The sequence below is a fragment of the Mesomycoplasma ovipneumoniae SC01 genome, assembly GCF_000218525.1.
Taxonomy (GTDB): Bacteria; Bacillota_I; Bacilli_A; order Mycoplasmatales; family Metamycoplasmataceae; genus Mesomycoplasma; species Mesomycoplasma ovipneumoniae_A.
The window spans coordinates 38,261-52,793 of sequence record NZ_AFHO01000008.1 but is presented as its reverse complement, the minus strand read 5'-3'; the positions used below and the strand labels follow the sequence as shown (position 1 = coordinate 52,793).

Annotated in this window: 10 protein-coding genes; 2 read left to right on the top strand and 8 right to left on the bottom strand. The window is 28.1% G+C overall.

Annotated features, from left to right (window positions below; translation table 4 throughout):
* Positions 1–14: 14 nt before the first annotated feature.
* Positions 15–875 (bottom strand): L-threonylcarbamoyladenylate synthase, encoded by an 861-nt coding sequence (locus tag MOSC01_RS04415; RefSeq protein ID WP_010321068.1) that lies wholly within the window; start codon positions 873–875, stop codon positions 15–17.
* Between the two features lie 15 nt (positions 876–890).
* Positions 891–2,885 carry an excinuclease ABC subunit UvrB gene (gene uvrB, locus MOSC01_RS0101565; RefSeq protein WP_010321067.1) on the bottom strand — a complete coding sequence of 665 codons (1,995 nt, stop codon included), beginning with the start codon at positions 2,883–2,885 and terminating at the stop codon, positions 891–893.
* A 215-nt stretch (positions 2,886–3,100) separates the two neighbouring features.
* Here uvrB and MOSC01_RS0101555 point away from each other — a divergent pair, with 215 nt between their 5' ends.
* Both MOSC01_RS0101555 and MOSC01_RS0101550 read left to right on the top strand, forming a co-directional pair.
* Positions 3,101–4,249, top strand: a complete 1,149-nt coding sequence (locus tag MOSC01_RS0101555) for a hypothetical protein (RefSeq protein ID WP_010321066.1) — start codon at positions 3,101–3,103, stop codon at positions 4,247–4,249.
* Positions 4,250–4,271: 22 nt separating this feature from the next.
* The gene (locus MOSC01_RS0101550) at positions 4,272–6,149 is read left to right on the top strand and encodes a DUF2779 domain-containing protein (protein WP_010321065.1); all 1,878 of its coding nucleotides are present in this window, start codon (positions 4,272–4,274) and stop codon (positions 6,147–6,149) included.
* 883 nt (positions 6,150–7,032) lie between these two features.
* On the opposite strand, the gene ruvB is transcribed toward MOSC01_RS0101550, so the two are convergent.
* From ruvB to asnS, 6 genes are all read right to left on the bottom strand, one after another.
* Entirely contained in the window at positions 7,033–8,004 is a 972-nt protein-coding gene (gene ruvB / locus MOSC01_RS0101545) for a Holliday junction branch migration DNA helicase RuvB (protein WP_010321064.1), read from the bottom strand.
* Positions 7,982–8,647, bottom strand: coding sequence for a Holliday junction branch migration protein RuvA (gene ruvA / locus MOSC01_RS0101540; protein WP_010321063.1), 666 nt, complete (start codon positions 8,645–8,647; stop codon positions 7,982–7,984). Before ruvA ends, ruvB begins: the two co-directional genes overlap by 23 nt.
* A 103-nt stretch (positions 8,648–8,750) precedes the next feature.
* A complete protein-coding gene (locus tag MOSC01_RS0101535) occupies positions 8,751–10,178 on the bottom strand; it encodes a hypothetical protein (RefSeq protein WP_010321062.1) in 1,428 nt (475 codons plus the stop codon).
* Between the two features lie 2 nt (positions 10,179–10,180).
* Positions 10,181–12,439: an ATP-dependent helicase gene (locus MOSC01_RS0101530; RefSeq protein ID WP_010321061.1), complete on the bottom strand. Its 2,259-nt coding sequence runs from the start codon at positions 12,437–12,439 to the stop codon at positions 10,181–10,183.
* A gap of 2 nt (positions 12,440–12,441) precedes the next feature.
* On the bottom strand, positions 12,442–13,083 hold the full coding sequence (locus MOSC01_RS0101525) for an RDD family protein (protein ID WP_010321060.1): 642 nt from the start codon (positions 13,081–13,083) through the stop codon (positions 12,442–12,444).
* 10 nt (positions 13,084–13,093) lie between these two features.
* On the bottom strand, positions 13,094–14,443 hold the full coding sequence (gene asnS, locus MOSC01_RS0101520) for an asparagine--tRNA ligase (protein ID WP_010321059.1): 1,350 nt from the start codon (positions 14,441–14,443) through the stop codon (positions 13,094–13,096).
* Positions 14,444–14,533 lie beyond the last annotated feature (90 nt).

Sequence of the window (14,533 nt, the reverse complement as noted above, 5' to 3'; positions counted from 1 at the left end):
TTAAGTAGTAAATTTTAAATTCGAATTCACATTTTTAGATCAATATCATAAATTTTTGAGGGATGACCTGAACCACGGCCAAAATCGTAAAATTTTGTGATTTGTCAAAATAATTGGCGCGCTTCTTTAAAATTAAGAGGTTTTTGACCAGAAATATTTGCGCTAGTAACAAAAGCAGGCCCATTTTTTATAAATAAGTCTTGGCACTTTTTCAGCCTAGGAATTCTAAATGATTTTTTTTCAATTATAAAAGTAACCGCGCCAGGTCAATATTTTTTGCTTTTTTGTTTAAGAATTTTGTAATTACTTGGACTGATTAATGGCTGTATTTGCGATATTTTTCCTACCAAAGTTACGATTTTTTTGCTAACATCTCGGTTTTTTATTTTGTAAATTGCTTCTAGATCCAAATCATGATAAAACGAACCAAGTCCAACAACAGTATCTGTAGAACAAATAAATAGTTTAGAATTTTTATAAATTTGTTCCTTAAAAACGACATAATTTTGCGCAAATCAATCGCTAAATTCTTTATCATCTTCAATAAAAATGACAAGATTATTGATCTGGTATTTTCAAAACAAAATGTGGAAATTATTCAATAATTTTAGAATAAATATTTTATTTTTAGACAAATTAAGTCCGTTAGATAAATTGTTTTTTAAAATTAAATTTTGGCTTGCAAGTCAAAATAAAAAATTATTAAAATAAGAAATTTTTAAATTAAAGCAAAAATTGAATCTGATAGCTTTAGACTCCAAATCTAAAAAAAATGCTGTAAAAACAGGCGTTTTTACTTTTATTAGCATTTTTTTTAGACTATCATAAAAACATAGCGATGAGAGCGATTTATTATAAAATAATTCCAATTTCATTTTAACACTTTATTTTTAAAATTGATCTGCTTTTTGCTTAATTTCGGCAATTAGGTCCCGAATTTGAATAGCTTCTTCAAAACGGTTGGCATTAGAGGCGTTTCTCATTTCTTTTTCTAAAATTTGTATCTGTTTTTCGATCTCTTTTTTATTCATTTTTTTCTCATGAAGAACTTTGCTTAATTTTAGAGCATTTGGATTTATACTTTCAGGAATCGGTTTTTTTATTGTTTTTGGAATTATTTTATTTTCCTGATTGTGTTGTATTTGAATTTTTCGTTTAGCTAAATTGTCATTAATAACTTCTTGAATTATTTTTGTAATTCCATCTGTAAAAAGGACTACTTTTCCTGATTGATTTCGAGCAGCACGGCCAATTATTTGAATTAATGATGTTTTTGATCTTAAAAAAGAGGCAAGACCTGCATCTAATACAAGAATCAATGAAACTTCCGGAATATCAACACCTTCACGAAGCAAATTTATCCCAACAATTGCATCAAAAATTCCTTTTCGTAATTTAATAATAATTTCATCACGCTCAAAAGTTGTCATTTCTGAGTGCAAATAATAAACATTGTGTAATTTTTTTTCTTGCAAATATTTGCTAATTTCCTCAGCGTTACGTTTTGTTGTTGTTAAAATTAAAGTTCGTTCCTTTTTTTCTTTTTGCAAATCTAAATATTTAGAAATTTTTGCCATTTGGTTATCAGTATTTTCAATTATAATTTCAGGATCAAGCAATCCGGTTGGCCTTATAATTTGACTAACAACTTCGCCATCAGTTTTTTCAAGTTCATATTGAGCTGGTGTGGCTGAAACAAAAATTTTAGGCTGCCTAAATTGTTCAAATTCATGTAATTTTAAAGGCCGATTATCAAGTGCCGAAGGAAGACGGTAACCATAGTCAACTAATGTTTGCTTGCGACTTCGATCACCTTTGAACATTCCATCAATTTGTTTGATCATCTCGTGAGACTCGTCAATAAAAATTAGGGCATCTTGCGGCAAATAGTCAAGCAAAGAAAATGGTTGCTCATCTTGTTGACGGCCGTCAATATGACGGGCATAATTTTCAATTCCAGAACAAATTCCAAATTCACTTAAAGAGTCAATATCGTTATTAACTCGGTCTTTTAGCCTTTGTTTTTCGACAAGTTTATTATTTTGCTCAAAAAAAAGTAAGCGCTCTTCAAGCTCAATTTTAATAGATTCAATTGCTTTATCAATTATAGTTTTTTTAACACTATATGCAGTGGCAGGATAAATTGTATAGACCGAATAAGTTTTTATTAGCTTTTTTGAGACTGGCTGAATTGTGCTGATTTTTTCGATTGTATTGCCAAAAAATTCAACTCTGATGTTAAAAGTTTCATCTCAAGCTGGCGAAATTTCAATTACATCACCTTTTAGTGAAAAAAGTCCCGGTTTTTGCTCAACTAAGTTATTAAGATACTTAATTCGCGTTAATTTTAGGGCTAATTCTTTTGGTTTTATTTCTTGACCGACACTTATAAGCAAAAAATTATCATGATATTCATTCGGGTTTAGAGTTCCATAAATTGCCGAAACTGAAGCAACAACAATAGTATCATTTCGTTCGATTAACGAATTAAGAGCAGACATTCTCATTGCTTCAAGATCAGCATTTGTTTTACTTGTTTTTTCAATATAAACATCTTTTGAAGGAAGGTATGACTCAGGTCGATAAAAATCAAAGTATGATACATAAAATTCAACCCGGTTTTCCGGAAAAAATTCCTTAAATTCAGTATATAATTGAGCAGCAAGCGTTTTATTGTGCGACAAAACTAATACTGGTTTGTTAAAGTACGCAATTACATTCGCCATAGTAAAAGTTTTTCCAGAACCAGTTACACCCATCAAAATTTGCGATTCTTTACCAGTTTCAATGTTTTGAATTATGCTTTTTATTGCTTTGGGTTGATCGCCACTAGGTTTATAATTTGCTGTAAGGTGGAATTTATTAAATTTTTTTTCACTTATCATTTGAAATCAGACCGTTTTTTGCAGAATAAAAGAAATTTTAGCACAAATTTATTTTATTCTATTATATTTATTTTTGTGGACCTTTGCGTGATTAATTTTTTTTCTGTTTTAGACAAAAAAAGGAAAAAAATTAAATTTTAAATACTATTAAAAGCAATAATTTTAGCAATTTGTGGTATAATTTTTTTATTTAGGAATGAGAGAAAAGGGAAATTATGAAAAATTTTAAAAGAAAACTAAAATTTTTGACGCTTCAGACAGGTTTATTTTCTTCCGTGCCTGTTATTTTTGTTGCATGCTCAAATGCCGAAATTCCAGAAATTTCAATTCAGAATATACAATCAAAATCTGTCGAACTTTTGTTAAATAATATTTCACTAGCTCCACAAGAAAATTTATCTAAAACATTCAAAGTTGAATTAAGAAAAGAAAACACTGACAATTATGAGCAGGTTAAATTTTCAGCTTTTCGCGCACTCCATGAAAATAAGCCCAAAGTTTTACTAAAAATTAACAATTTAGACTCAAAAACTAAATATGTTGTTAGAATTACTCGCATTAACGGCCAAGAAGAAGAGCAATTATTTGTTCGCGGAAATGTTTTTCAAACTAATCCAAATCCAACAATAATTCCTGGTTCATTTCAAAAACTTGATTCAACTGACCCTTCGAGCCAATATAGTTTTAAGGTTTCACTTTCTGATACAACTTTGACATCACAGCAAATTGATGTTCAATATAGAAAGGCGAGCGCACTTCGATCTAATCCTGAAACACAAAGTTTTACACATAACTTAAGATCTGATCAGTCTTTATATGTAAACCTCAAAAATCTTGAACGAGACACAACTTACATAATTTCGGGACTTTATGATCAAAAAGGTAACATGCTAAGTTTTGATGAGAATTTATTCCCACTAACTTTTAGAACCGATGGTGATATCGTTGGCGTCAAAGTTTCTAATAGTAAATTCGCAGGACAAATTCATAGTGACCTTCAAAATATTGATGTTGATTTTAAAGTTAAATTTAGCCCTGGAGTAGTTAAAATTAACACTGTAAATAATTATACTCTTGTTTTTAAACGTGAAAATACAGGGGTTCAAACCGGTTTTGATCAAATTAACAATAAAGATATTGAATATTTAGCAAATTATGTCAGACCTGTAGAAAATGAAGATAATACTTTTATTTTTAGAGTAAAATTGCCTTGAAGATCACAAAATAATTTTTATAAAATTGTTGGCGGTTATAATAAGCTTTTTACTGATAGTCATATTTTTGATCAAAATCTTGTTGATTCACCAAATATTTTAAAAGTTAACCCGGCAATTTTAGAGCAAAAATTTCAAATAGATACTTAATTATTAAGGGTTTTGTATTTAAATGGAAAAAATTAATTTTTCTCATTACTTAAAATTGCATACTCAACAAAAATATTTTATTTGAAACAATCCAGATGCACAAAATTCAGATGAAATTGACTTAGATGATGATGATTTCGATCAAAAACTTTGAGATTTTGACTCTTTTCATGAAAATCAAATAAAATTTCCCGAATTGCATGAGAATATTTTTAAAAGTTTCAACAAAACATTTTACTTTTATATAAAAGAAAGGTTTGCTGACAAAAAAATTTGTCTTGTTTCTAAAATTTTAATTGATGAAAAAATTGAGCAAACCGTTGATTTTTATAAAAATCAAAAATGTGATATAATCTTTAACCCTGCATTTGAATATAAAAACGCATCGGCTAAGCCGTCAGTTTTTTTTGTTTTTAACAAAAAATTAAGTATTTTAAAACTTTCTACCTCAACTAAAGTTAAAGATTATTTAAGAGCAAATTGGGATTTTTGAATATCTAATTATATGCTTCGAGAAATCAGCGGTGATTTAAATCCGATTGATGAAGTATCTTGTTTTTTAATTAACACAGTTGAACATCCAAAAAAAAATAAAATTGAATTTCATGAAACATTCTGAATTTCAAGGTATAAATCAGCAAAAACTATATCAAAAGCTGATTCTGAAAGTGGAAATATTTTTCTTGCAAAAAAAATTGCAAAGCAAAATGGTCTTAGTTTAGATGAGTTTTGAGATAATACATTTTTAGAGAACAATAAAATAATAAAAAACTTATTCAGAAATCAAATTGAAAAAATTTCTAAGGTTAAAGATAAAAAAGTTGTTCACATGATCCCTGTCAATACTGCTATTGATGAGATTCTTGATGCTAAAAATGTAACAAAATTTACTAAACCTAGCGAAATTGATAACAGTGCCTTTGAAAAAAGTCCTAACTTTGCTTTCCTGGTTGAACAGTTTTATCCTCAACTAACCGGTATTAGCGGAACACTTTTAAATTCTAGAAGAATTTTATCACTTGTTAATGATGAAACTAAGCTCATTTCTTTTGAAAAAAATTCATATTGATATAATTTTTTCAAAAAAAGTAATTCAATAATTATTAATGAAATTGAAAATTTAGAAACCTTCATTAATAAAATGAATGGGAAAAAAATTGTTTGGTATGATTTTGAAGCTCTTTCTTTACCTTTTCCAGCTATGGATTATGCCCAACCTTTTCAACAAATTGTTACCCAAGTTTCAATTGTTGTCACTGATAATGGAGAAATTTTGCCTCAAGATTTTGACGAAACTAATGTTGTTTTTGATCCTAAAACTTATAGTTGGGATAATTTTTGCAAAATAATTGATAAAATTTATCTTGAAAGCGCTGATTTTTACGTTGTTTTTAACAAATCATACGAACTTACAAGACTTAAAGAAATGGTTAACATAATTTTTATGCATTACCAAAGTAATAATCCATATCATGAGGCAATTGAAAAAATTCAAAGATATCAAAAAAAAGTTGATGAAATAATTGCCAAAACTATTGATTTAAAGGACCCATTCTCAAAATATTGAGTTGTAATTTCTGATCTTAAAGGTTTTTACTCAATTAAAAAAATTGAAAATTTTATTAATGAATATAATTATAATTTAGATCACTTAATAACACCTTATAAAAAATTAGCTGTAAAAAATGGTCTTGAAGCAATGATTAAAGCTGTTGATCGTTATTTCAATTACATTGGAGACATGGAGTGAATAGAAACTAGAAAAAATTTACAAATTTACTGCCAAAATGATGTTATAGCGATGATAATGGTTTGAGATTTTTTAAAATTTATTTATGAAAATAGGGATAAAATGGGACATATTGAAACAAAAACACCTAAAAAGGTTGCGCTTTTTTAGATATCCCGAGTTTCCCAATTTGATAAGATAATTTCAAAAAAGTCTTGGGTTTTGGACACTTTTTTAATTTTTTTGGCAAAAGTTAATTACATATTTTCTACTAATTTATTAAGATATCAAAGTAAAAATCATACCTATTTCAAATATTCAGGTCAGTAGGAACGTCATCAAACTGGCAAACTCAGGAAAAATAACTATCAAGGCAAAACACTGAATTTTAAATCTAACACTCATGAATGCAAAATCTACTTATTAATCAAATAAAGCAAACTAAAAAAGCTAAAATTTTAACTTAAAAAGCAAAATTATAAAATATTTAAACTACTTTTTTTAGTTTAAAACACCGGCAAAAATCAATTTATGGACAAAATAACAAAAATCATAAAAAAATACAACTGCTATTTAAACTCAATGTAAAAAGAAAACTCGTTTTTATTTAAATTGAGCCTAAAAAACAAAGATTTGAAGTTTTAAAAGAGCCATAATTAAAAGCCATAAATTTCTAGATTTCTAAACGGTTAAATTTAAGGCATTCCATCATATTTAAAAATATAATGGATAATTTTCATTATCTTATTTTAATACGACAAAAAACATAACTAATTCCTCCTTAATTCAATATCAAAATTTATTAATTATTCTTAAGTGTGGTTTATTATAACATAATTTTATTTTAGACCAAGCATTTTTTTTTTTTTTTTTGCAAAAGGTTAATTTTAAAATAACAAAAATTAAGATTTTAGGTAAAAAAAGGATTTACCGCTATTTTTGCATATTTGTATTCAATAAAAAGTGAATTTTTGCCATCAAACTAGGAAACTCAGGAAAATAGGGATAAAATAGCACAAATTGAAACAAAAACACCTAAAAAGGTTACTCTTTTTTAGGTGTTTTTTTCATCTTTAGTAGTTAAATCAGTTAAATATTGCTTACCTTTTGAAGTTATTCGGCGACCTCTAGGAGTTTTTTCAATTAATTCTTTTTCAATTAGTGGCGGCTCGATTATATTAATAATTGTTTGACGATGTTCCTTTAAAACATTAGCGAGAACATCGAGTGCGACAGATTTTCCTTTAAAAATTTTGAATAGAGTATTTAAATATTCAATGTTTATTTGAGAGAGGCCTTGGTTATAAATACCAATGCTGTCAAAAGTTTTGTTAACAATTTCGCGGTCAATTTTCTTTTTATTCAAAACAAGCGCAAAATCACGAATTCTTTTTAATAAATTATTAGCAATTCGAGGCGTGTTATTTGAAAAACTAGCAATGTATTTAATAATTTCCTTGTTGATTTCCAGTTTCAAAATCGCTGCAGAATTTGAAATAATTTGAACCATTTCATCAGTTGTATAGTTGACAATTTTGGCAATATAGCCAAATCGATTTTGCAAAGGTGTTGAAATTTGTGCTAGTTTTGTTGATGCGGCAATCAGTGTAAAATGCGGCAATTTCATTCGCATAATTTTTTGTTCACCGTCAACCCCAATTTGTAAATCAATAACAAACTCCTCCATCGCTGAATATAAAAGCTCTTCAATATTTTTATTAATTCCGTGAATTTCATCAATAAAAAGAATTGTGTCTTGAGAAATATTTGCTAAAATAGCAAGAACATCGGCCTTTTTTTCGAGTAATGGTCCTTGTACATACTTAATTTTGGATTCAAGAACGTTGGCTACAATATTTGCTAGTGTGGTTTTGCCGGTTCCAGGAGGCCCATAAAATAAAATATGGTCTAAAGCTTGTTTGCGTTTTTGAGAAGATGAAATTAAAATTTTCAGTGTTTCAACCAATTTGTGTTGGCCAATAAAATTATCAAAATTTGTTGGTCTAACTTCTAAATTCTCTGGCATTTGAAATAATCTTGATAGCTTGTTCTATTAAGTTCTCGAAATTTTCATTAGGCTCAACTTTTGTGAGTGCATAATTAATTTGGTTAGGTTTAAAACCAAGCATTTTTAAAGTTTCTTCAAGTTCGGATGATGTTTTTTCTTCGACTGAATTATTTTGGAGAATTTCATCATTCAAATCATCGGTTTTATCAACTTCTTTAGAATCAGTTTCAAGAATATTTTCCTGATTTTGTTTTTTGTCATTCTCAAGAAATTTTTTGTATTTTCCATGAAATTCAAAAACAATTTGCTTAGCATTTTTTTCGGAAAGATAAGGAATTTTTGCAAGACCTTTTCAATCATTTGCGGCTATTAAATTAATTGCGTTTTGCAAACCGCTGTTAAGGATAGAAATAGCAGTTTTTGGACCAACTCCTTGAATTGAAATTAAATCTTCAAATAAAATTCTTTCACGGAAGCTTGCAAATCCGTAAGTTATTTTTGAATAATCATTTTCATATTCGTAAAGATAAATTTTTCTATTTTCATCGGTATTAAAACGGTCAATCCGCGGAACATACAGTAAATATCCACTCCCTTGATTTTCAATAATTAAATAATTTTTATTTTTTGAGACAATTTTTCCATATTGATAAATTTGCATTTTTGCTCCCTTATAGTAATTTGTTGCAACCTAAATTAATTTTTTAACTATTTTTGGCCAAAAAAAGGAAAAAATTAGGAAAAAGAAGCAAATTTTATTATTTTTACCAATAATAGAGAGGAAAATTCTTATTCCCAAAGTTAAATTTGGTTATATCTTGCTTTTTAAAAACAACTTTTACTTTTTCACGACGGGCATATTCGCCAAGCGATGAAACAACTATGTCATTTCCATCACTAAAATCGGTAAAATCATTAAGATTCTTAATAAATAAAAAAGGCGGTTTATTAATTGCTAGATAATAAAAAAGCTTAGAATCAACTATTTTTTGATAGCAAATATTAGGAATATGACTAATATTTGTTTCTGGTATATTAATTTCTGTTTCAATTAAAAATGTTAATTTTTGAAAATCAATTGCATAATTACGCATTTTTTGTGCGATTATATAATTAATTTTGTAAATATTTTGCGAATGATCATATAAAGGGTTTTGGGTTAAAAATTTTAATAATTCATCGATTTTTTGGTTGCTATGAAAGTCTAAATCAAAGACGCTATAAACAGGGTTTTTATTGTCAAATTGATAAATATGCGCAAGAAAATGATTTTGTATATTAAATATTTGTTGAGCTTGTGTTTTGCTGTCAATAATTGACTTAAACTGTTGACTACTTGAATTTACTTCGAGAAATGAGGTTTTTTTTGCTGTTATTAGGTTAAAAAATTTTTTTATTTCTATTTTTCAGTCATAATTTATTTGAGTGTCTAAATTTATAATCACTCAAGACAAAAAATTACCTAAATTATGGGCTTTTGCAAAATTTTTGTATGAATTTCTAATTTTTTCCAGCATTTTAGGTGATTTTGCACATATTTGCATAATCAAAATATTTTCAAAGTGAAAAATGGAAAAATTAGAAATTTTAACAAAAAAGGGTAGAATTTTGTTGTAAGAAATATAAAAATTTTTAGCAAAATCGTCCGTTATTTCAAAAGGAAAACTAAAGCTTACCAGAAAACTTGGGTTGGCGAAATCAAGAATTAGTTTGTCAACTAGTCGATTTTTAAAGGTTTTTTGGTATTTAGCGATATCAAAAATTGATTTTTGTATTTGGGCTAAAACAAAACCATTTTTTGATTTATCCTGAAAAAAAACTTTAAAATTATTGTTAAAAAGAAATCTTTTTTGAAATTTGATTGTAATTGAACCTTTTTTTCAATTATCAATTCGTGAAAGGAATAATTTTTGATATGGTTCTTCAAGGAGCGAAATAAAATCAGATTGACTCACCCAAAGCCCTGTTAGTAAATTGTTGTTTTCAACAATATATTTCAAACTAGGAAGTGAAAAAACATCGCTAACACGGATTCTTTTTAAATCAGAATCATAAGTGAAAGGAATTAAAGGGAGAATTTTTGTTTTTTTATTATTGGCAAAAAGTAAAACTATAATCAAAAAGCAAACAAAAAAAATACTAATTAGCAAAATTAGCGCAACTATTAAATAAGTTTGAATTTGTGGAGACATTTTTACGAAATTTTTTCAATGGACTTATGAGTTTTAACAAGTGTTTTTATCCCTTTATCACCAGGAATATCGAAAAATTTGACCAAAATTGAGTCAGCGCGCACTTCCAAAATGATTCCTTTACCAAATTTTAGGTGAGCTATATGATTTCCAGGCATAAACTCGACATTTTCTGAATCAGTTTTTTGGTAATTAAGCTTTCCAGTTGCATCAAGTTTACGAAACTGATAAAATTGTTCAGCCTTAATTTTCATCTCTTTAATAAATGGAGAAATTGAATTTTGACTAGATTTTCAACGACGACCATGATCATTATAAAAAGTACCACGAAATCCGTTTGTTATATATAAAACTTTTTTTGCCCTAGTTACTGCGACAAATGCTAGCCTTCTTTCTTCTTCGTATTCACTCTCAAGATTTTGGTCAATAACTTTTTGTGAAGGGAAAACTCCTTGATTCATACCAACTAAAAAAACATACTCAAATTCAAGCCCTTTTGAAGAATGAACTGTTAATAAATTAATTCGATTTGGGGTTTCGGTTTGTTCAAAATGAGAAATAACTGCAAAATCAAGGTAATCGGCTAATTTTTTGTTAGGATTTTGGATTTGCCAATTATCAAGTGATTCATAGTATTTTTCCAAAAGTTCTTTTGTGTCAGATTCTTGTTTAGGATCTTTGATTGAACTAAAGTAGTTAATTTTTTTCAAAAAAGAGTCAAGAACTTGCGAAAAAAGTTTAAAAACTGTCGGATTTTTTTCTTCAATTTCAGATTTGAATCGTCTTGCGGCGGTTATTCTTTCAAAAAGATTTTTAATTTTGGCTTGATTTTCAATAGTTAACGGAATTTTACCATGTTCTTCTTTTAAATTGATTTTTCCTGAATAGTATTTAAATAAAAAATCGTACAAATTAAGTTCAAATTTAGCTGCTAAATCATTTAATTTACTAATTGTGATAGCGCCAATTTTTTTGGCCGGCACATTAATAATTTGTTCAAAAGCATAAGGGTCAGAATTTTCAATGACTTTTAAAAAATAAATAGCTTCACGAACTTCTTTTTTTGCAGCAAGAGGAGAATTTCCGTGTTTTATATAAGGGATATTGTGGGCATCAAGTTTGTCAATAATTTGTCGAAAATAGAAATTTGAGCGCGCTAAAATTGCAATGTCTCGATAATTTACTTTGTTTTTTGTAATTAAATTTTGGATAGTCTCATAAATTCAGTCAACTTCAGCGCCTCTTTCATTACCAAGATCTTCAAAATGAATATCAATCTTTTCAGTTGAGTGAGCTACTAAATTCTTTTTTATTCGGTTTTTATTATTTGAAATTAAATGGTTAGCCGCATCAAGAATATTTTGTGTTGAGCGGTAATTTTTGTCAAGAATTACTGTTTGTAAATCAGGATAGTCATTTTCTAAATTAAGAATAAGCGATGCATCAGCACCTCTTCAAGAATAAATAGTCTGATCAGGGTCGCCAACAACAAATAATTTTGTATTATCCTTAATAAAAAACTTTAAAATAGAGTACTGAATTAACGAGGTGTCTTGAAATTCATCAACAAGCACAAAGTCAAATTTTTTCTGTCAACGCTGGGCAATTTGTGGATTTTTTTCAAATGCTATTTTGGTATAAAGTAATAAATCGTCAAAATCAATTATGTTATTTTCCTTTGTTTTTTCAATATAATTTTTATAAACATTGGCCTTAATTAATTCAACTTCAGTATTTGCTTGCTTGAGTGCTTGGCTTGGGGATTGCTCTAAATTTTTGGCTCTTGAAATAAATTCAATCGCTTGAAATGCGGTAATTTTTTTATCATCTTTTTCTTCAGATGTTTTAAGATTTGCGCCTAAAAGTTTTTCTATAATTTTACGCTGATCTTGCTCATCAATTATATTAAAACGATAGTCATTTATTTGAATTTCATCAATTTCAACGATATTTTTTGCTTCAGTTCGCAAAATCAAATTGCAAAGCGAGTGAAAAGTTAAGATTTGGATATCTTTTGCCTTTTCGTGAACAAGTTTTTCTACACGTGTTCGCATTTCTTCGGCAGCTTTATTTGTAAAAGTTAGAGCCAAAATCCGATTGGGATATGCCAATGATTCATTAATAATATAGGCAATTTTTTTTGTTAGAACAGTTGTTTTTCCTGTTCCAGCACCTGCAACAATTCTCAGATGCGAACTATTGCTAATAACAGCGATTTTTTGTTTGTCATTTAGCTGTGAAAGAATATTTTGTGATGACATGATTAATTAACCTCCCAATGAATTGGACTAAAATTTGCATGAATTGATCTTAAATAATCCGCTTTTATAGGCGTTTGTTTCAAGCAAATAGTTGTTTTAGAAAAAGAATCAATAATTGTTAATTTTTTTGAACCTAAAATTGAGAGGTTGTTTACAATTAAGAAGAAAAAGTTAATTTTTGAAAATAAAGCGGGAAAACTTAAGCTAACTTGTTGAAAAAAAGTTAAATTTTGGCTTGAATTTTTAAAAGTTTGGAAAAAGTTAAGATCAATTCCGAAACTCAGATCTAAAATAATTGAGGAAAATAAAAGCGAAAATATTCAATTAAGACTTAAAAATGCTTCCCTTTTTAGTAAAATTCAGAATTTTTTTAAAAAATTAAGGTTTTCATCGAAAAAAACAACTTTAGTTTTTGTTAAAAAAAGTCCAATTGTTTGCTTTAAAAAAATAATTAAAAAAATGCGATAAAAAATTACAAATAAAAAAACACTTAGAATTCAAAGATAAAATTTTATTTTTGACCATTCGGTTAATACTAAAAATAGGTAAAAAAATACTAAAAAAGTAAGAAAAAGAAATACAAAATCAATTAATCCTGCAAATAAACGTCTTCAAAAACCTGCTTTTACAAAATCAATTTTCAATTTTATCCTCTTACATTAAAATATTTTTATTTGTTCTTGGGAAAGGTATTACATCGCGAATGTTATCAATTCCAGTAACAAACATTAGCAATCTTTCAAAACCAAGGCCAAAACCACTTGAGCCCGGGTTACCAAATTTACGCAAATCAAGGTATCATTGAAAATCCTCAACTTTCATGTTCAATTCGTTAATTCTTTCGTGTAGTTTTTCATAACGAACTTCACGTTGGGAACCGCCTATTAACTCGCCAATTCCTGGAACTAAAAGATCAAAAGCTGCTACAGTTTGGCCATCATCGTTCTGGTGCATGTAAAATGCTTTTAGAGATTTTGGATAATTAATTACAACAACAGGGGCGCGAAAAATTTGTTCACATAAAAACCGTTCATGCTCAGTTTTTAAATCAGCACCAAAAAACAAGTTTTTTTCCTCGAATTGATCTTTGTGATCAGAAAGTAATTTAATTGCCTGTTCGTAAGTTACTTGTGCTACTTGAGAATCACAAAATTGAATTAAACGTCGGCGAAGGTTTTTATCACCAACTTTTTCTAGAAATGCAAATTCATCTTTGTTGCGAATTATTACAGATTTTATTACTTTTTGAAGCAATTTTGTCGCTAATTCAATAATTTGTTCAAGATCAAAAAATGCCACTTCAGGTTCAATCATCCAAAATTCGGCAGCATGTTTTCTAGTATTTGATCGCTCAGCGCGAAATGTAGGGGCAAAAGTGTAGACTTTTTTAAAACCAAGAGCATAGGCTTCAGCATGAAGTTGACCTGTAACGCCTAAAGTTGTTTTTTTGTTAAAAAAGTCTTTTTGCTCATCGTCAACAATAAAAGTTTCACCAGCACCTTCACCATCGTTTGAGGTTAAAATTGGTGCTGAAAAATTAACAAATCCTTGACGACGAAAAAATTTATGAATTTCATAAAAAAGTGAAGATCTTAATCTCATTATCGCACGAAAAAGTCGAGTTCGGTGACGAAAATGTGGAATTTGTCTTAAAACTTCCAAGGAAATTTCTTGATTTTGAATCGGAAAATTATTGTTATAATTGCGGCCTTTGGCCTCTAAATCCTCAACTAAAACCTCACCATTTTGTTGGCGTTCAGGAGTGCTTGAAAAAACGCCACTAATTTCAATAGCTTCACCAATTGCTAAATTTTCTACTTTTGTAAAGTCAATATTATCACTCTTAAGAACACATTGTAAATTTTTAAATGACGAACCATCATTTAGTTCGACGAACATTATTTTTAGATTACCGCGAATATTTGTAATTCAACCTTGAACTGTAATTTTCTTCTGATCATACAACTCAGGATGTATAAAAATTTCATTAATTGATACCGACATTTTATTTACCCCATTTTTCAAATATTAAATATTATACCAGAAAATACTGGTATTTTATTTATTTTTTTAACTTCTATAAAAATTAGACTA